This is a genomic window from Flavipsychrobacter stenotrophus, assembly GCF_002954265.1.
Taxonomy (GTDB): Bacteria; Bacteroidota; Bacteroidia; order Chitinophagales; family Chitinophagaceae; genus Flavipsychrobacter; species Flavipsychrobacter stenotrophus.
Window position 1 is genome coordinate 65,341 of sequence record NZ_PPSL01000007.1, and the last position, 20,571, is coordinate 85,911.

General features: G+C 46.5%; 10 protein-coding genes. 6 read left to right on the forward strand and 4 right to left on the reverse strand.

The features are described from left to right. The first annotated feature begins 63 nt into the window (after positions 1 to 63). From CJD36_RS20345 to CJD36_RS23760, 6 genes are all read left to right on the forward strand, one after another. The gene (locus tag CJD36_RS20345; protein ID WP_105041049.1) at positions 64 to 8,682 is read left to right on the forward strand and encodes a glycoside hydrolase family 94 protein; all 8,619 of its coding nucleotides are present in this window, start codon (positions 64 to 66) and stop codon (positions 8,680 to 8,682) included. Positions 8,683 to 8,840: 158 nt separating this feature from the next. Continuing rightward, positions 8,841 to 9,824, forward strand: a complete 984-nt coding sequence (locus tag CJD36_RS20350) for a YihY/virulence factor BrkB family protein (protein WP_105041050.1) — start codon at positions 8,841 to 8,843, stop codon at positions 9,822 to 9,824. 119 nt (positions 9,825 to 9,943) lie between these two features. Continuing rightward, a complete protein-coding gene (locus CJD36_RS20355) occupies positions 9,944 to 10,477 on the forward strand; it encodes a general stress protein (RefSeq protein WP_105041051.1) in 534 nt (177 codons plus the stop codon). Positions 10,478 to 10,646: 169 nt separating this feature from the next. Further along, complete coding sequence (locus tag CJD36_RS20360) at positions 10,647 to 11,240, forward strand: OmpA family protein (RefSeq protein ID WP_105041052.1); 594 nt, start codon at positions 10,647 to 10,649, stop codon at positions 11,238 to 11,240. Positions 11,241 to 11,925: 685 nt separating this feature from the next. Then, a complete protein-coding gene (locus CJD36_RS23755; RefSeq protein ID WP_240609393.1) occupies positions 11,926 to 12,258 on the forward strand; it encodes a DNA-formamidopyrimidine glycosylase family protein in 333 nt (110 codons plus the stop codon). Between the two features lie 18 nt (positions 12,259 to 12,276). After that, complete coding sequence (locus CJD36_RS23760) at positions 12,277 to 12,666, forward strand: Fpg/Nei family DNA glycosylase (protein WP_240609394.1); 390 nt, start codon at positions 12,277 to 12,279, stop codon at positions 12,664 to 12,666. Positions 12,667 to 12,763: 97 nt separating this feature from the next. Here the strand turns inward: CJD36_RS23760 and CJD36_RS20370 are convergent, their stop codons facing one another. From CJD36_RS20370 to CJD36_RS23765, 4 genes are all read right to left on the reverse strand, one after another. Further along, positions 12,764 to 12,967 carry a hypothetical protein gene (locus CJD36_RS20370; protein ID WP_105041053.1) on the reverse strand — a complete coding sequence of 68 codons (204 nt, stop codon included), beginning with the start codon at positions 12,965 to 12,967 and terminating at the stop codon, positions 12,764 to 12,766. Positions 12,968 to 13,029: 62 nt separating this feature from the next. Further along, complete coding sequence (locus tag CJD36_RS20375; protein ID WP_105041054.1) at positions 13,030 to 14,328, reverse strand: sensor histidine kinase; 1,299 nt, start codon at positions 14,326 to 14,328, stop codon at positions 13,030 to 13,032. A gap of 180 nt (positions 14,329 to 14,508) precedes the next feature. Further along, entirely contained in the window at positions 14,509 to 18,834 is a 4,326-nt protein-coding gene (locus CJD36_RS20380) for a HAMP domain-containing protein (RefSeq protein ID WP_240609395.1), read from the reverse strand. Beyond that, positions 18,824 to 20,380, reverse strand: coding sequence for a HAMP domain-containing protein (locus CJD36_RS23765; protein ID WP_240609396.1), 1,557 nt, complete (start codon positions 20,378 to 20,380; stop codon positions 18,824 to 18,826). The genes CJD36_RS20380 and CJD36_RS23765 overlap by 11 nt, the downstream gene beginning before the upstream one ends. Positions 20,381 to 20,571 lie beyond the last annotated feature (191 nt).

Sequence of the window (20,571 nt, forward strand, 5' to 3'; positions counted from 1 at the left end):
ATACTCATTCGGGCAATGCAATGGGCATGGAAAAGAACATATATTTTAAAATATCACTTCCACATGCAGGCTAAAAACATATCGTTCCACGAACTACTTATAAAACTCAGATCATACTTCCAGGAAAATAACCAGTCCCGTAAATATGCAAATGAGCAGCCACCACTAAGGGCTGAGTTGTTCAGCACCGCCCAGATGGAACAATATGGCCGACACCTGGCAAAGGCTCATAAAACGGTAACCGGCAGAGCCCCCAACTTTCTGCTGAAGCGCCTTGCTGAAAATGAAGATATGCTGCACGAAGTACGCAACCTGCTGGCCGAGGCTATTAAAGAAGAACAGATGATAAGCCCGGCCGGCGAATGGCTGCTCGACAACTTCTATCTTGTAGAAGAGCACATACGCACAGGTAAGCAGCACTTACCAAAAGGCTATAGCGAGGGCTTGCCCAGGCTTACTGAAGGCGATAAAGAAGGCCTGCCACGTGTTTATGATATAGCTGTAGAGATCATTGCACATAGCGATGGTCACATCGACATTCAGAACATCAGCAGCTTCCTGCATGCTTATCAACAGGTTACTACTTTAAAGATGGGTGAGCTTTGGGCTATACCCATCATGCTGCGCCTCGCACTGATAGAGAATTTACGCAGGGTATCAGCACGTATAGCCATAGACCGCATAAACCAGAAACTGGCAGACCAATGGTCTGACCTGATGATGGAAACCGCTGAGAAAGATCCTAAAAGCCTGATACTCGTTATAGCAGATATGGCCCGGTCTGGCCCACCTATGGAAGGCTCATTTGTAGCAGAACTTACCCGCCAGCTCATGTGGAAAGGTCCGGCACTCACACTCCCACTTACATGGATGGAACAGCGCCTTGCCGAAAATGGCCTGACTACTGCCCGACTTGTAGACATGGAAAACCAGAAGCAAGCCGCCGATCAGGTATCTATTAGCAATACCATAGGTAGTCTGCGCTTTGTAAATACTATGGACTGGCGTGAGTTTGTAGAAACAATGAGCAGCGTAGAAAGCACTCTGCGCCACGATCCGGCAGGCGTATACGGACAAATGGATTTTGCCACACGCGACAAATACCGCCATATAGTAGAGCAGGTATCCAAGTTTAGCCAATGCTCCGAAACAAAAGTAGCGGAGCTTGTTCTGGAGTTAGCCAATTCCGGCAACGTACTCTACGGTTCTGCAAATAAGAAAAGCCACGTAGGCTATTACCTGGCTGAGAAAGGCTTACGCGAAACTGAAAAAGCAGCAAAGATGAGGTTACCGCTTCATCATGCTGCATTCAAATTATTGAAAGACAACAGGCTCATGGTCTATGCGTCTTCCATTACGTTCATCACAATACTATTGGCGGGGCTGGCCGCTTACCGCGTATACCTGCACAACTCACCCATATGGTTAACCGTCATAGTAGCAGTATTCTCAATGATAGCCGCCAGTCAATTGGCATTGGCATTGGTCAATTGGGTAGCTACCTTACGCATTGTACCCAACATGCTCCCCCGTCTCGATCTCTCTCACGAAATACCTGTAGAATACAAAACGCTTGTAGTAGTACCTACTATGATCAGCAGCCCTCACGGTATCAGTTCACTTACAGAAAGCCTCGAGATCCGCTTTCTCGCCAACAGGAAACCCAACATATATTTCGGGCTGCTTACCGACTTTAATGACGCCCCCAAAGAGCATATGCCGGCCGATGATGAACTGGTCGCTATTGCAGGAGAAAAAATAAAGGACCTCAATAAAAAGTATGGCGGCGGAAAGGATATTTTCTTTCTCTTTCACCGCCCGCGCAAGTGGAACAAACATGATAACACATGGATGGGTTATGAGCGTAAAAGAGGTAAACTTGGTGCATTGAATGACTTCCTGCTGAATGGCAATGCAGATGAATTCACGTCAATAGTTGGCGACACCACCCTACTGCACAGAGTGAAGTATATCATCACCCTCGATACCGACACTCTCTTACCAAGAGACAGTGCGTGGAAGCTGATTGCCACAATGGCGCACCCGCTCAATCACCCGGTGTACTCTGAAACAAAAGGAAGAGTAACGGAAGGTTATGGGTTATTGCAACCTCGTGTCTGCGTGAACATGCCCGAGCCAGACAGCTCCTTCTACTCCCGCATGCATGCCAGCGATACGGGCGTTGACCCATACACAAGGCTAACCTCAGATGTATATCAGGACCTCTTTTACGAAGGTTCTTTTATTGGTAAAGGCATCTACGACATAGCGGTTTTCGAAAAAGCGCTGAGTAACAGGTTTTCCGAGAATCGAATCCTCAGTCATGACCTCATTGAAGGCTGTTACATCCGTTCAGGACTGGCCACAGATATACAGGTATACGAAGACAACCCCGGCAAATTCAGCACCGATGTTAGTCGCCGGCACAGGTGGATAAGGGGCGACTGGCAGATCGCATGGTGGGCACTACCTATTGTACCCGACGCCAATCGTAAGCTGAAAGCAAATCCGCTCTCGGTCCTTTCACGTTGGAAAATATTCGATAATCTCCGCCGCAGCCTGGTGCCATTTTCTATCATGGTGCTCCTCATACTCGGCTGTAGCCTGTTAGATGATCCATGGTATTGGACCTTATCTCTATTTGCTATTATTATTCTTCCTTCCCTCATTGGCTCACTATGGGGATTGATGAATCGCCCAAAGGAGATCATGCCCAGCCAGCATATCATATCCTCACTGGGCAGTATGACAGACGGTCTGAAGCAAAATATCTTCGCCCTTGCCTGTCTGCCCTTTGAAGCATTTTACACAGTCGATGCCATACTCCGCACCAGCTGGAGGATGATCATCTCCAACCGTAAACTCTTGCAGTGGAAACCATCGGGCACTGTAGAGCAAAACAATGATAACACCTTAAGTAATGCATACCGGGCCATGTGGATCAACCCGGTAGTAGCAATAGCATTGGGTATATACATGGGTATCTATGAAGGCATTTCTCTTTTCATTATGATGCCCATACTCCTGTTATGGTTAACTGCACCCGCCGTAACTTGGTTGATAAGCAGGAAGTCGGCTAAAATAAAAACAGAACTATCCGCGGCTCAACTGTACTTCCTGCAAAAGCTTACCCGAAAAACATGGGCCTATTTTAAAGAATTTGTAGGACCCGAAGATAACTGGTTGCCACCAGATAACTATCAGGAAGTGCCGCGTGGCATTGTAGCACACCGAACCTCTCCAACCAACATTGGCATGGCACTGCTTGCCAATCTGTCGGCATATGATTTTGGCTACATTACAGGTGGCCAGCTTATGGACCGTTGCACCAACACCTTTGAAACAATGGGTAAGTTGGAACGCAGCCGCGGCCACTTTTACAACTGGTATGATACTGTGTCCCTAACACCACTGCCGCCGCGGTATATATCTGCCGTAGATAGTGGTAATCTTGCAGGCCACTTGCTGACCCTTAAGCAAGGGCTTACTGAGATTCCGGGCAACCAGGTAATAACCCGCAGAGCATTTGAAGGCCTCCGCGATACATTGGGCGTCCTTGAAGAGCAGGCTGGCAACACCAAACAGATAAGTGAATTCCGCGATTTCCTCGTAAAGGTCATCAGCAATAACCAGGTCTACCTGCAGGAAGTATATAAAGATGCTGTTACACTCAGACAGTTATCAGGCAACATCATCGACAGCTTTAGCAACCCCACAGGAGACGTCTTGTGGTGGGCGGAAGAGCTAAGCCAACAATGCACCGCGATAACCACTGAGCTCACTACACTGGTCCCATGGTGCGATAGTACAAAGATCCCCGAAGGCGCAGACATGGGCGTAATTGAAAACATACCACCCCTCAAAAGTATCCACGGCATTGCAGCTTCACTAGCCAATTTCGACCGGGCAGCAATTGAAAATGCCATTGCAACCGCTGAAAAGCGGTTGCGAGAGGTAGACAATCTCATAGAAGAATGTGAGATCTATGCCGACATTGAATTTGAATTCCTATACGACCGCACCAAACATCTGGTAGCTATTGGTTACAATGTAGAAGATAATAAACGTGATGAAAGCTATTACGATCTGCTGGCATCTGAAGCAAGGCTGGCCAATTTTGTAGCTATTGCACAAGATAAGTTGCCACAGGATAGTTGGTTCGCACTCGGCAGGTCTGTAACCAATACCGGCGGTGGTGTTATGCTCCTTTCATGGAGCGGTTCAATGTTCGAGTACCTGATGCCGCTACTGGTAATGCCTACTTACGGACAAACATTGCTCGACCAGACTTACAGATCCGTAATAGAACGCCAGATTGCATATGGACAGAAAAGAGATATTCCATGGGGAATTTCAGAGTCAGGCTATAATCGTGTTGATGCCGCCCAGAACTATCAATATAAAGCTTTCGGAGTACCCGGCACAGGTCTTAAACGCGGACTGGGTGACGACCTCGTCATAGCACCTTACGCCTCCGTAATGGCACTGATGGTCATGCCCAATGAAGCCTGCGAAAATCTCCAGAACATGGCTACCCTGGGCTTTATGGGCAAGTATGGTTTTTATGAGGCTATCGACTATACCCCTGGCCGCCTGCCAAGAGGACAATCTAATGCTATCATCAGGTCATTTATGGTGCACCACGAAGGGATGAGTATGCTGGCGTTGTCTTATCTACTACAAAACATGCCTATGCAGAAGCGCTTTGAAAGCGAACTCCGCTTCCAGGCATCTCTTCTTTTACTGCAGGAAAAGATTCCAAAAGCTACTACATCATACGCGCATACAATGGATGTATCTGATATAAAGATCACAGCCAAAGACAGTGACATGCGCTACATCAATACACCGAATACTCCGGTGCCTGAAATACAATTATTATCCAATGGTACTTATAACGTCATGGTAAGTAATTCGGGCGGTGGCTACAGCAGGTGGAGAGAAATAGCCGTGTCAAGGTGGAGAGAAGATACCACCTGCGATAACTGGGGCACATTCTGCTACATAAAAGATGTTGAGCAGGATATCCTTTGGTCCAACACCCATCAACCCACACTCACAGAAGCAAAGAGTTACGAGGCATTGTTTACGCAGGGTCGTGCGGAATTCAAAAGATTCGATCACCATATAGAAACCCATACCGAGGTAGTAGTATCACCCGAAGATGATATCGAACTGAGACGAATTAAGATCACCAACAGATCGCGAAGAAGGCGCACGCTCGAGATCACAAGTTATGCGGAGGTTGTACTCAACGTACCGGCAGCCGATGAGATCCATCCTGCTTTCAGCAATCTCTTTGTGCAGACAGAGTTGCAGCAGGAAAAACATGCGATCCTTTGCTCGCGCCGGCCACGGTCTGCAGATCAGCACCCGTCATGGATGTGCCACCTGGTAAAGCTAAGAGGCATTAAGCACGAGTCTGTGGAGTATGAGACATCACGCATGCACTTCATTGGCAGGGGCAATACTGTGGCCAATCCACAGGTAGTAACTGGTAACGCCAAAATGCAGGGCAATGAAGGCTCTGTACTCGATCCAATAGTAGCTATAAAATACAGGATCACATTAGAACCCGGAGAGATAGCAACGATAGACATGATCAATGGCATGAGCCCGGATAAAGAAGGATGCCAGGCATTGGTAGATAAGTACCAGGACAAGCATCTTACAGATCGTGTGCTGGAACTGGCATGGACACACAGCCAGGTAGTGTTAAGGCAGATCAACGCTACAGAATCTGACGCACAGCTATATGGCAGAATGGCCAGCTATATCATCTACATGAACTCCATGCTTCGGGCCGATACTGCAACCATCATCAGCAACCACAAGGGCCAGCCCGGTCTTTGGGGATATGCGGTATCAGGCGATGTACCTATAGTGCTACTGAAAGTACGCGAGGCAACAAGCATAGACATGGTAAAGCAGTTACTACAGGCACACGCCTACTGGCGCACGAAGGGACTGATCGTAGACCTGGTTATCTGGAACGAAGACCATGGCGGCTACAGGCAAACCATGCAGGACGAGATACAGGGTCTTATATCTGCTGCTGGAGCAAACTATACCGACAGGCAGGGAGGAATATTCCTGCGCCCGGGCGACCAGATAAGCAAGGAAGACAGGATTCTGTTCGAGACAGTAGCACGTATCATTATCTCCGACGACAAGGGTTCACTGTCTGACCAACTAAGCCGTCGCAATGCAAACAAAGGCGCAGTACCATTACTCGAACCTCCCGCTATTCGCGAAGCATTAACATCATTGCCGCTCACTCAACCCCAGGGCTTGGTATTCTATAACGGAACCGGTGGTTTCACAGAAAACGGGAATGAATATGTAATCATTACAGGCAGTAAGAAAACAACTCCCGCACCTTGGAGCAATGTCCTCGCCAATAAAAATTTCGGAAGCATAATTTCCGAAAGTGGCCAGGCATACACTTGGATAGAGAATGCGCATGAACAAAGACTCACGCCTTGGCATAATGACCCGGTAAGCGATCTGAGCGGCGAACAAATATATCTCCGCGACGAAGATACCGGCTATGTCTGGAGTCCGGTGCCGCTGCCCCTTCACCCAACATCTCCATACATAACGCGCCATGGCTATGGATACAGTGTATTCACGCACAGCGAAAACGGAATATATTCTGAACTGACCATCTTCGTCGACATCGAAAAAACGATCAAGTTCAGCTTACTCAAGCTCCGCAATGACTCCGAGAAAACAAGGAAGATCTCTGCTACAGGCTATGCCGAATGGGTACTGGGCGATAGACGGGCAAAGACGAGCATGCATGTAATTACGGAGGCCGATGCAACAACTGGCACGCTCTATGCAAGAAATGAGTACAGCCCCGAATTCAGCGGCAAGGTGGCGTTCTTCGATACCGACGATGGCGTAACACGGTCATTCACCTGCGACAGGGCCGAATTTATTGGTCGTAACAACTCCCTAAAAGCCCCCGACGCCATGCTGCGCCAAAGGCTATCAGGCAAGACCGGCGCAGGCATTGATGCATGTGCTGCTATACAGATAACGCATGAGCTTATAACTGGGCAGGAAAAAGAGATCGTATTCAGATTGGGTGCAGGCTATAATATGGGCGACGCTGTAAACCTCGCTAAAGAATTTAAAGGATTGTCCGCAGCTTACAGTAGCCTTGAAAAAGTGAAACGCTATTGGCAACAAACCCTTGATGTAATAAAAGTAGCCACACCCGATAAAGCACTCAACTTTCTTGCCAATGGCTGGTTGGTGTATCAGACAATTGCCTGCCGCCTATGGGCCAGAAGTGGCTATTATCAGTCAGGAGGAGCTTACGGTTTCCGCGATCAGCTACAGGATGTACTAGCGGTACTATATACCCGCCCAGATATTACCCGTGCGCAAATACTCGCCAGTGCTGCACGCCAGTTTCAGGAAGGCGATGTACAGCATTGGTGGCATCCGCCGGGAGGAAGAGGTGTTCGTACCACTTGCTCCGATGATTACCTCTGGCTGCCATTCGTAACAGCTCGTTACATACAGCACACAGGTGACCTGGAAATACTCGACGAAGAGATAGGCTTCCTTACCGGCAGGCCTCTTAATGATGGTGAAGAATCTTATTACGATCTGCCCGGCAAGTCAGGCAATACCGCTACCCTATACAGACACTGCGTATTGGCGGTAGATCATGCTTTGAAATTCGGCACTCATGGCTTACCATTTATGGGCTCGGGCGACTGGAACGATGGCATGGATAAAGTAGGACAACACGGCAGGGGAGAAAGTATCTGGCTGGCATTCTTCCTACACGATATATTGAACAGCTTCGCAAGGGTGTCTACTCAATACAACGACGAGGAACAGGCGCGAAGATACATACAGCAAGGCGCGCAATTGAAGACCAACATCAACAACAATGGTTGGGATGGTGGCTGGTATCGCAGAGCGTATTTTGATGATGGCACTCCGCTAGGCTCCGCAACAAACGAAGAGTGTAGTATAGATTCAATATCTCAAAGCTGGTCTGTATTGTCGGGTGCAGGATATGTGGAGCGATCTGCCATAGCAATGGACGCGGTTTATGACAGGTTAGTGGACAAACAAAATGGGCTCATTCAATTACTTGATCCCCCATTCGACAAATCTGCATTAGATCCGGGCTATATAAAAGGCTATGTACCGGGCGTACGTGAAAACGGTGGACAATATTCGCATGCAGCTATATGGACAGTAATGGCCTTTGCAGCTATAGGCGACAAAAAGCGCACATGGGAACTACTGGATATGATCAACCCGATAAATCATGGTAGCACAGCAGATGAAGTAAGTACTTATAAAGTGGAACCATACATAATGGCAGCCGACGTTTATAAAGTACCTTCTCACCTTGGCCGTGGCGGATGGACCTGGTACACAGGCTCAGCAGGATGGATGTACCAGTGTATCATTCAGTCATTCCTCGGCATCAGGCAAAAGGGCGATCAGCTGAGCTTTGCACCGTGCCTTCCACCTGACTGGGACGATTGTTCAATAGACTACAAGTACAAAGACACCACGTACCACATCACCATTCATTGCAAAACCATTAATGCCTTACCGGTTGTAAAATTAGACAACACAAACCAGCATGGCAACACCATAACTATGGTCAATGATGGCAAAACACACGAAGTGATCGTTGGTTAAAACTGAATACTTAACTATTTAAAGCGACGCGGCCATCATTACATGGTGGCCGCATCACAGGTTCGGCGTAATCTTCAGATTACGTCGTAGCGGTCGGCAATCTTCAGATTGCCTCTTTCGTGGTAGCATTTTTGTATAGCCTATCCAAAGACAATACAATGAATATCAAAAAACTAGCAAAAGACACCTGGGAAATATTAAAGAACTCTTTCGAAGGGTTTTCCAATGATAAGGTAACTAAACTGGGTGGCTCACTGGCCTACTCTACTGTTTTCTCTATGGGACCGCTGCTGGTAGTCATCATATCTCTCTGCGGTCTATTCCTTGGCAGAGAAGCAGTAGAAGGTAAGATCTACCACACCCTTGAAGGTTTCATGGGCCGTAATACAGCTATAGAATTACAAGACATAATTAAAAAAGCTGCTTTAGGCGGCAAGAGCGGTGTAGCTGTCGTAATCGGGTCAATTACATTACTCATCGGCGCCACATCCGTATTCAATGAAATACAGGATTCTATCAACGGCATATGGGGCATCAAGCCAAAGCCCAAAAAAGGATGGGTAAAAATGTTGCAGAACAGGTTCTTGTCTTTCTCAGTAATTATTAGTCTCGGCTTTGTACTACTGGTATCTCTAATGGTCACCTCATTTGTCGATGGCTTCAGCCAGAAACTGCAAACCTATTTTGCCGACACAACGGTTGTCATATTCTACATTATCAACCAGCTGCTTACGCTAACTGTTGTCTCCCTTATGTTCGCTGTTATCTTCAGGGTACTGCCCGATGCGCAGATCAAATGGAAAGATGTAATAGCCGGCGCCGTCATCACGGCTGTGTTATTTATGCTTGGCAAGTTTGGCATATCCATATACATCAGCAAGAGCAATGTAGGTAGTACTTATGGTGCCGCGGGTTCACTGGTAGTACTGCTGCTGTGGGTCTACTACTCTTCGCTTATTCTCTATTTCGGAGCAGAGTTCACCAAAGCATATGCCATCAAACTGGGTTCAGAGATCAAGCCCAACCACTATGCTGTAACTACAAAACAAGTGGAAATAGAAACAGGAAACGCATCGATACAGGAGAACGACAAGATCGCCGATGTACAAAAAGTAAGCGACCTCCCCACCCCAAAAAAGTAACCTACTTCCCCAACTATTGATACTCGGGGAAATATGGCACGCAAAAAACACGCACGCCCATATGTGGTACGGTGTTTATTAAATATAGGCATACCAATTAACGAAAAACTAAACAGATCATGGAAACACAAATCACCAACGAGAACCATTTGGTTACGGGCCTATTTAACGACAAAGACAGCGCTGACAGCGCATACCGCTCACTGCAGAACAGGGGCTACGACAGCGACAAGATCCACGTCATCATGTCCGACGACACAAGGAACAAACATTTCAAGCATGAAACTGTAAAAACTGAGATCGGCTCAAAAGCAATGGAAGGCGCAGGTACCGGCTCTGCAATTGGCGGCACTGTAGGTGCAGTTGCAGCAGCAGTTGCGGCAATCGGCACTAACTTACTGCTTCCTGGCCTCGGTCTTGTAATTGCAGGCCCTCTGGCTGCAGCACTGGCGGGTGCAGGTGCAGGCGGACTTACCGGCGGCATTGTAGGCGCACTTGTAGGATCAGGCATTCCTAAAGAAAGAGCAGTAGTGTATGAGAAAGGCATTAACGAAGGTCACATAGTTATCGGCGTTCATGCGCGCAATGCAGCAGAAGTAGCGGACATCGAAAGCGACCTCCGCACTCATAATGCGCATAACATACATAGCTAATAAAATTAAAACTCAAAAGTAGAAATCTTTAAAAAATAGGCATACGCTAATCACTTTTAGGTTTTGACTTTTAACTTTTAACTTCCTCCTAATTCACCATATTGAAAACGTAACTAAGGCAGGCTTTTGTCTGCCTTAGTTATAATACATCAACCATAAAACAACGATCATGAAAAAGATAATAATACCGATCTGTTGCCTGTCTGCAATGCTCATAGCATCATGCGGACAAACAGACACAAAAGGCACATCGGGAACCAACACCGATACAGCCGTAATGATGAAAGACAATGAAGTGAGCACCGAGACTAAAGTGGTCACTCATTGGGACAGTGTCGACTTCACTTCACCTATTGTGAAATACAAAGAAGTTACGTCAAAAGAAATTGACGTAAGAGGTAATGAACGCTATACCATATATGGCATGAGCGATGAAGTGTTATTCTCTTCGGGAAAAGCCGACATCAGGGAGGAAGCTAAGCCATATCTTAACCAGGTTTGCGTATCAGTAAAATCTCATTATAACACACCTGATGTAAGGGTTTACGGATATGCCGATGCAACCGGAGATGCAGCAGCTAATAAAGAACTATCTGCGCAACGTGCTATGGCGGTAAAAGACTACATTGTCCGTACAGCTAACATAGCCGCTGACAACATCGAAATAGTGGCAAAGGGCGAATCTGAACCCGCGGCTACAAATGCTACTGCTGAAGGTAGACAGCAAAACCGCAGGGTAAGAGTTGTGGCCATGAACAAATAGTTCTTTTGACCCATCAACAGAACATGGGCCGCCGCACTTGTGTAGCGGCCCATTTACTATATCAACAACAGGTTCATTAAAAGACTTGATCACACGCACAGCGTAGGTAGTTACTATGGCAAAGATATGGAAGAAACCAGCCCTGAAAGGGCGTTATAAATAGCGAGGGATTTCAACCCTCAAGTGTTCTAAACGTGATAAAACAGGTCTGAAAGACCGAAATATAATAGCCCGGGGTGTAGCCCCGGGTATTAAAAATGAAGTGATCCTAGCCCTGAAGGGGCAAAAGAAGTTACATTGTCTGGGGAGTTTGTTTCAGAAAATGAAGCTTCGAACACTTATGGGTTTTTCAACCCCTCGAATAAACAATCACAAAAACGTTAGCCCTGTAAGGGCGACATAATTGTATATCCAACTCGACAACATCAACAACTCATTGGCACAACTTCATACGGTTGTCTATGCCTGAAGTTCTATCAATTGTGATGCTGAAAAACTGCTCTTACCAATCAAAACAGATCTTACACAGCTATATGGCATCCTTTACATGTCATTGCACCGTTAGGTGCAAAAGGTTTGTAGCACAACACAGCCTTTCTTTTCACATGCGAGCTGTAGGTTCGCAACCAATTGTAAATGTGCATATCTCAAATTGAAAAATCTGGTACAATTAATACAATGTTTTATGCCTGAAGGTCCATCAATAATAATACTTAAAGAGCTCCTCCTGCCTTTCAAAAACAGGAAAGTAATGGCCGCAAGTGGCTACGCCAAGATCGACATTAAAAATCTACTTAACAAAAAGATCACCGACATCAAAAGCTGGGGCAAACACACCCTCATTTGCTTCAATGGATTCACCATTCGCATACACCTTATGATGTTCGGATCCTACCGCATCAATGAAGAAAAAGAAAAAGCCAACCCTACCCTTCGCTTGGAATTCAGCAAAGGAGAACGGATTAACTTCTACACATGCGCTGTTAAGATATTGGAAGAACCGCTCGACGATATCTAAAACTGGAAAGCAGATATTATGTCGGACAAATGGAGTGCCGCCGCCACAAAGAAAAAGCTAAAAGAAAACCCTGAAATGCTGGCCTGCGATGCATTGATGGACCAAACTATTTTCGCAGGCTGTGGCAACATTATAAAGAACGAGGTACTCTTCAGAACAAGAATACATCCATTAAGTGCCATTGGCAGTCTCCCTGCAAAACTACTAAAATCACTGGTTGACGAAACCCACAATTATGCATTCGACTTCCTCGAATGGAAGAAGAAATATGAATTGAAAAAGCACTGGCTTATCTATACTAAAAAGACCTGCCCCCGAGATCACACACCGGTAATCAAAGAATACCTGGGCACAGCCAAGAGACGAACTTTCTATTGCACAACCTGCCAGGTTTTGTACAATGGATAGAATATGTGTGTTGCCTAAAATGCTCACAAACATAAAAGCAATAAGCGCCATAACCCTCCGGGTTTATGGCGCTGCCTGTGTCTAAAACTTCATAAATCTATTTTCCCGGAACTGGCTCTACAGGTGGCTGCACCTCCGGCCTCGATGGCACTTGTGTGATCTCTGGCTTATTCGGCTGCACAGGCATATCTGGCTTAGGTTCTCGCACCGGCTGCGGCATATTAGGTGGAATTTCCGGCTGCGATGGCTGCATAGGGATTTCCGGCATCTGTTCAAGAGTACTGCTTATATTGTAATGCATGGCTGTAATTTTTATTGCTGTGTTTACTTAAACTGTAAATACCGTGCCACTTGCACTATGCATCAGTTCACAGCTTCGGCAATATCCTTTACTCCGCCAACCGGCAATGAAATGGAAAACGTTGCCCCTTCATCTATTTTGCTGGACGCAGATATATGGCCATGATGCAGCTCTACTATCTTCTTACATATAGACAGCCCTATACCCGTCCCTTCAAATTTATCGGCACTGTTCAGCCTCTTGAACAACGTAAAGATCTCATCTGCATATTTCTGCTCAAAACCAATACCATTGTCCTTTACGTAGATAGTGTAATAGTCGCCACTTGGTTTACTATTTCGCTTCGATGTATTTACCTTAACCTGCTCGGCATATATCGTGATCTCAGGAGGCGCATTTTCTCTTGAAAACTTCAATGCATTCATAATAAGATTTTGAAATACTTGTCTGAACTGGCTTTGCACTATAGTAATGGTCGGCAGACTACCAATATTTACTACTGCCTTCTTCTGCTCTATCGAGACCTCAAGGTCCGATATTATTCCCTGTAGCAGAACATTCAGATCGGTAGGCTCGAACACATCATCATTAACTGCCGATCGCGAAAAAATGAGGATATTCTTTATCAATGCCCGCATCCGCTCTGCAGCCTTCATTATACGCATTATATAGTCATTGCTCTCCTCGTTCAGCACATCCTTATACTTCAATGAAAACTTGTCGCTGAACAAAATGATCTTCCGCAACGGCTCCTGCAGGTCGTGTGATGCCACATAGGCAAATCGCTCCAGTTCTTCATTCGTCACTTTTAAGCGGTTGATGTTCTCCATTAACTGCATATTCAGCATCTTCACCTTTGCTTCAGAATTGATTCTGTCCTTGATCTCCTGTTCCAGCCGCTTATTCGCAGCTGCCATCTTCTGGTCCTGCGCTATCAACAAATGGTTCTTACGGTACAACTCTACAAAAACCGATACTTTGGCACGCAATAGTTCAGGGTTTACTGGCTTGTAGATGTAATCCACCCCGCCCATCTTATACCCCTTGAATACACTCTCGTCGCCATAGTCATTGGCAGTAACAAAGATGATGGGGATATGCTTAAGTTTATCCCGCTCATAGATAAGCGTTGCTGTCTCAAACCCATTAAGATCAGGCATCTGCACATCCATTAGTATCAGTGTAAAGTCTTCTTCTTTAAGCAATATCCTTAATGCTGCGCGGCCCGAATTGGCCGTGCGGATGATATAGCCATCCTGCTCCAGTATGGTCTCTATCGAAAACAAATTATCCTCCCTGTCATCAACTATCAGCAGTTTAATGTCAGACTTCACCGGATTTTCTGTCAATACTTTCTCCATACTTTATACCTCTATTAGCATATACATTTATACCCCAACTTCACTACTATCTACCATCTACTATCTACCATCCACCATCTACTATCTACTATCTACTATCTACTATCTACTTTAGACTATCTTACAACAACCACTTACGACTTACGACTTATGACTTATGACTTATGACTTACGACTAAATCACTTATACAACCACACCCTCATCAAAGACAATAACTGATCTATCTTCACCGGCTTGGTGATATAATCAGATGCCCCCGCCTCTATGCATTTCTCCCTGTCGCCCTTCATCGCCTTCGCCGTCACTGCTATTATAGGTAGGATACTGTTTTTATGCTCCCTGCGTATCTTCTGCGTGGTCTCATACCCATCCATCTCAGGCATCATAATATCCATCAGCACCATATCTATATTACTGTTTTCATTGAGAATGTTGATCGCATCCTGGCCACTCTCTGCAGTAATGGTATTTATATTATACCGCTCAAATGCCGTGGTCAATGCAAACAGGTTTCTTACATCATCATCTACTATCAGCACTCGCTTATCTGCCAGCACATCTTCTTTTAATCTCAGGTTCTCAATGATCCTTCTCTTTTCAGGTAACAGATCCTTATGATTAATGTGTAGATGCATTATCGTTTCTTCCAGCAGCAGCTCCAGTGAGTTCACATTCTTCAGCAACACCCTGTTGGCAAACTGTTTCAACTGGGTCTTCTCTTTTGGCGAAAAGTCTTTGGCTGAGTAAACGATTACCGGCATTATCTGGTTTTTCTTGGCACTGTGTATCTCCATTACAAAATCCAGGCCGCTGATGTCGGGCAACATGTAATCCACTATCACACAGTCGTATAAATTATTGGCGATCAGGTCCAGCGCATCTTTACCATTTGTTGCAATAGTAATTTGTATCGCCTCACCATTATCCAGCTCCTTCACTATCTGTGAACAGTCTATCTCATTGTCTTCCACAACCAGCAACTGCTTAGGGCCTTTGTCATTGAAGTCTACAATGTCATTGAACAATACCGACAGTGCTTCATTTTTCAACGGTTTAAGATGAAAACTTCGCGCGCCTCTTTTCATTGCCAATATCCTGTTCTCTTCCCCCGATATAAGATGTACAGGTATGTGCCTGAAGTTCATATCATTCTTAAAGAGGTCCAGTATCTTCCAGCCACTCGCGTCGGGTAGCTTCACATCAAGTGTCACCGCTACAGGACTGTATTTATTGGCAAGTTCAAATACGTCACCAAAGCTGGTAGCCACTATAGTTTTCAGGCCGCTCTCATGGGCCTTGTCTATCATTATCTTGGCAAAGCGCAGATCATCTTCTACCACCATCACTACCTTGTCGTTAGAGTTAATGTTGTTCCGGTCATCCCCGGTATGATTGATGATCTCATTCACTCCCTCAAGATCGCGCTCCGGCATCTTTATAGATGGGATCGTCTGGAACGCCAGCTTCTCTTCATTCTGCGCCAACTCATATTCACTCAGTGCGATAGCAGATTGTTTTTCCTTCTTCATCAGCTTAGGATTGTATTCAATAGGCAGATACAATGTGAACACACTACCCTTGCCCACCTCGCTCTCCAATTCTATAGTACCACCTAGCAAGTCCGCAAGACCACGACTGATGGATAATCCAAGACCGGTACCACCGTACTTACGACTGGTTGATCCCTCCGCCTGCTGGAATGCTTCGAAGATAATATTCTGCTTATCTCTCTGTATACCTATACCCGTATCCGTGATCTCAAATGCCACCACTTTCCTTGCCTGCTCCAGGCTCGGGTTACCCATCCTCCAGCTCTTGGTAGATTCGTAAATGCGCAACTTCACCTCACCCTTTTCGGTGAATTTAAACGCATTAGAAAGCAAATTCTTAAGTATCTGGTTCAGTCGCTGTACATCTGTTTCAATGAGGTCCGGCAAGGTCGTTTCCTTGTCAATGATAAACCGGAGGCTCTTGCTTTCAGATACGTGTTTAAATGTGGTCTCTACAAATGTGGTGATCTCATTGATGCGCACATTAATGAAGTCAGCCGATATATAGCCCGACTCGATCTTCGACAAGTCAAGGATATCATTAATGAGTTGTATCAGGTCATCACCACAACTATGAATGGTCTTCGCAAAACGCACCTGCTTTTCGGTAAGATTACCTTCCTGGTTCTCGAAAAGTTGTTGCGCAAGGATCAGCAATGAGTTGAGCGGCGTACGCAGCTCGTGAGACATGTTGGCCAGGAACTCTGACTTGTACTTGGAAGTAAGTGTCAACTGCTCGGCCTTTTCTTCCAACGATCTTCTGGCCTCTTCCACTTCCTTATTCTTATTCTCTACCTCTTCCTTCTGCTTCACAAGCAGGTGCGCCTTATCCTGCAGCTCTTCATTCGTTCTCTTCAGCTCGTCTGCCAGCGATGTTGACTGTTCCAGCAGATGCTCTGTACGGGTATTGGTCTCGATCGTATTCAGTACTATTCCCAGGCTCTCTGTCAACTGGCCAAGGAAGTCAAGGTGCGTTTCATTGAACACATCAAAAGATGCCAATTCAATTACCGCTTTGATTTCTTTTTCAAACAATACCGGCAATATTATCAGGTTCAATGGCGTCGCCTCACCCAGTCCCGACCCTATCTTCACATACCCTTGCGGCACATTAGAAAGGAGTATCTTTTCCTTTTCGAGTGCGCACTGCCCTACAAGCCCTTCTCCCAATCCGAACTCTCGCTTAATGTTGATGTCATCCCTATATGCATAGGCAGAAAATAGTTTCAACGTACTGCTGTTAAAATCTTCATCTGTTTCCAGAATATAGAACATACCATGCTGTGCATTGACCACCTGTGCCAGCTCGGAAAGGATACGACGTGTTACCGTATTCAGATCTTTCTGGCCTTGCAGCATTTGTGTAAACTTGGCCAGGTTAGATTTCAGCCAGTCCTGCTCCTGGTTACGTAGTGTCGTTTCTTTCAGGTTGGCGATCATCTGGTTGATGGTATCTTTCAGCTCTTCCACCTCACCCTCTGCGTTTACACGTATCATACGGGTAAGGTCACCTTTCGTTACCGCCGATGCCACCTCCGATATCGCACGTACCTGCGTCGTCAGATTTTCTGCCAGCTGGTTCACATTCTCAGTGAGGTTCTTCCATATACCTGATGCACCCGGCACATTGGCCTGTCCACCCAATCGTCCATCTACACCCACCTCACGGGCTACCGTTGTCACCTGGTCGGCAAATACCGCAAGGGTATCGATCATTTCATTAATAGTATCTGTCAATTGTGCCACCTCACCACGCGAGCTGATAGACAGCTTTTGTTTCAGGTTACCCGTAGCCACCGATGTTACCACCTTGGCAATACCACGCACCTGGCTGGTAAGGTTAGATGCCATCATGTTCACCGAGTCCGTAAGGTCTTTCCATGTACCGGCCACACCCTTCACTTCTGCCTGTCCGCCCAGCTTACCTTCCGTCCCCACTTCACGCGCCACACGCGTCACCTCAAAGGCGAAGGAGTTCAGCTGATCTACCATCGTATTGATGGTATTTTTAAGGTCAAATATTTCCCCCTTTACGTCAATAGTTACTTTTTTGGAAAGGTCACCACTTGCCACCGCTTTCGTTACCTCGGCAATGTTACGCACCTGGCTGGTAAGGTTACCCGTCATCTGGTTCACCGAGTCCGTAAGGTCTTTCCATGTACCCGCTACACCCGGCACAAATGCCTGTCCACCTAGCTTACCATCTGTACCCACCTCACGGGCCACACGCGTCACTTCACTTGCGAACGCTCTCAACTGATCCACCATCGTATTCAGTGTCTCTTTCAATTGAAGGATCTCACCACGAACATCCACAGTTATCTTTCGACTCATATCACCATTCGCCACCGCAATGGCCACATTGGCAATGTTACGTACCTGGTCGGTAAGGTTACCGGCCATCTGGTTTACCGAGTCGGTCAAGTCTTTCCATGTACCTGCCACTCCTTTCACCTTTGCTTGTCCACCCAGCTTACCTTCTGTACCTACTTCCAGCGCCACACGTGTTACTTCACTTGCGAATGAGTTCAGCTGATCCTCCATCGTATTGATCGTATTCTTCAGCTCCAATATCTCACCTTCTACATCCACTGTGATCTTTTTAGAGAGGTCACCATTCGCCACCGCTGTTGTTACCTCGGCAATGTTACGTACCTGCGCCGTTAGGTTACTGGCCATCTGATTCACGCTATAGGTAAGGTCTTTCCATACACCTCCAACGCCTTTCACCGTAGCCTGGCCGCCCAACTTACCTTCCGATCCTACCTCACGCGCCACACGCGTCACTTCCGACCCAAAGGAGTTCAACTGATCCACCATCGTATTGATAGTTCGTTTCAGCTCCAGTATCTCACCCTGCACATCCACCGTTATTTTCTTCGACAAGTCACCGTTTGCCACGGCCGTTGTTACATCGGCAATGTTTCGCACCTGTGCCGTCAGGTTACCCGCCATCTGGTTTACCGAATCGGTAAGGTCTTTCCATACACCCCCCTACTCCTTCCACCGTTGCCTGGCCACCCAGCTTACCCTCGCTACCCACCTCACGGGCCACACGCGTTACTTCCGACCCGAATGAGTTGAGCTGGTCAACCATTGTATTGATCGTATCTTTTAGTTCTAATATTTCTCCCTTTACATCCACGGTTATCTTGCGGCTCAGATCACCCTTGGCAACAGCAGTAGTCACCTCCGCAATGTTACGCACCTGTGCCGTCAGGTTACTACCCATCTGGTTCACCGAGTCAGTAAGGTCTTTCCATACACCGGCCACACCCTTCACCTCAGCCTGTCCGCCCAACTTACCTTCACTACCCACCTCACGCGCCACACGTGTTACCTCGGCTGAGAATGAGTTCAGCTGATCCACCATGGTATTGATCGTATATTTCAACTCAGAGATCTCTCCCTTTACGTCCACCGTAATTTTCTTCGAAAGGTCACCACGGGCCACTGCTATCGTCACCTCTGCAATGTTTCTCACCTGGCCCGTCAGGTTACTCGCCATCTGGTTCACCGAATCGGTTAAGTCTTTCCACGTGCCGCCAATACCCCTTACCTGTGCCTGTCCACCCAGCTTACCTTCCGTACCCACCTCCAGCGCCACACGCGTTACTTCACTTGAGAATGAGTTCAACTGATCCACCATCGTGTTGATGGTATTCTTTAATTCCTGTATTTCCCCTTTTACGTCAACCGTAATTTTCCTTGATAAGTCTCCCTTTGCTACAGATGTAGTTACTTCCGCAATGTTTCTTACCTGTGCGGTAAGGTTACTCGCCATTTGGTTTACTGAGTCGGTAAGATCCTTCCATACACCACCCACGCCCTTTACCGTGGCCTGTCCACCCAGCTTACCCTCTGTACCCACTTCAAGCGCCACACGCGTTACCTCCATCGAGAAGAGGTTCAGCTGCTTCACCATATCATTTACTTCCTTGGCAATACGGGCAAACTCTCCCTGCAGCACATGGTCGCCTATCTGCAGCGGCATCTGCTGGCTCAGGTTTCCCTTGGCCACCGAACTGATAACCCCCGCTATCTCAATGGTTGGATGCACCAGGTCTGATATCAATGTATTCAATGCATCTACCCCATTGCTCCACGATCCCTTTGCGAATGGAACATCGATACGGTGTGTCAGTTTACCATGCTTACCAATAGTGTTACTGGCGCGGGTAAACTCATGGGTCATCTTCTGATTCATGAAAATGATCTCATTCAGCGTATCGCAGATCTTACCGCTGATCCCCACCTGGTCTATAGGCATACGCACATCAAAATTCCCATTCCTCACTTCTATGAGTATTCTGAGGAGTTCTTTATCCAATACCTCCTGCGGACTCACCTGGTAAAATGATTCATACTCAGGCTGATAAACAGGTTTTGTCCGCGCTTTTTTTATGCGTTTCGGTGTTGGTATCTCAGCAGCCTCTTCTTTCGGAAGCACTGTCTCGCCTGCATTTGCAGCGTTAAGGAGGTTTTTATCTACGGTGTCCATAACAAATAGATTTGGCCAGTATGAAACAATATAAATATTACAATAAATATATTTTCAATATCTAAATCAAACTTTCAAAACTGTGGAAAAATGTGGAATGTGGGAATGTGTTAAAAAATCATGCCACGCTCATTGTGCTTTGTTTATCAAAACTTTGTATCGTACTCGTCCTCACCTCGTGCTGGGCGCAG

Excerpts from the sequence above, each read along its gene's own strand:
- CJD36_RS20370 (WP_105041053.1), bottom strand. The coding sequence starts at position 12,967 with ATGCATTACAATATAAGCAGTACTCTTGAACAGATGCCGGAAATCCCT.
- CJD36_RS20380 (WP_240609395.1), bottom strand. The coding sequence starts at position 18,834 with ATGGCGGGTAACCTGACGGCACAGGTGCGAAACATTGCCGATGTAACA.
- CJD36_RS20375 (WP_105041054.1), bottom strand. The coding sequence starts at position 14,328 with ATGGAGAAAGTATTGACAGAAAATCCGGTGAAGTCTGACATTAAACTG.
- CJD36_RS23760 (WP_240609394.1), top strand. The coding sequence starts at position 12,277 with ATGTCGGACAAATGGAGTGCCGCCGCCACAAAGAAAAAGCTAAAAGAA.
- CJD36_RS20350 (WP_105041050.1), top strand. The coding sequence starts at position 8,841 with ATGAATATCAAAAAACTAGCAAAAGACACCTGGGAAATATTAAAGAAC.
- CJD36_RS20345 (WP_105041049.1), top strand. The coding sequence starts at position 64 with ATGCAGGCTAAAAACATATCGTTCCACGAACTACTTATAAAACTCAGA.
- CJD36_RS20355 (WP_105041051.1), top strand. The coding sequence starts at position 9,944 with ATGGAAACACAAATCACCAACGAGAACCATTTGGTTACGGGCCTATTT.
- CJD36_RS20360 (WP_105041052.1), top strand. The coding sequence starts at position 10,647 with ATGAAAAAGATAATAATACCGATCTGTTGCCTGTCTGCAATGCTCATA.
- CJD36_RS23755 (WP_240609393.1), top strand. The coding sequence starts at position 11,926 with ATGCCTGAAGGTCCATCAATAATAATACTTAAAGAGCTCCTCCTGCCT.
- CJD36_RS23765 (WP_240609396.1), bottom strand. The coding sequence starts at position 20,380 with ATGGACACCGTAGATAAAAACCTCCTTAACGCTGCAAATGCAGGCGAG.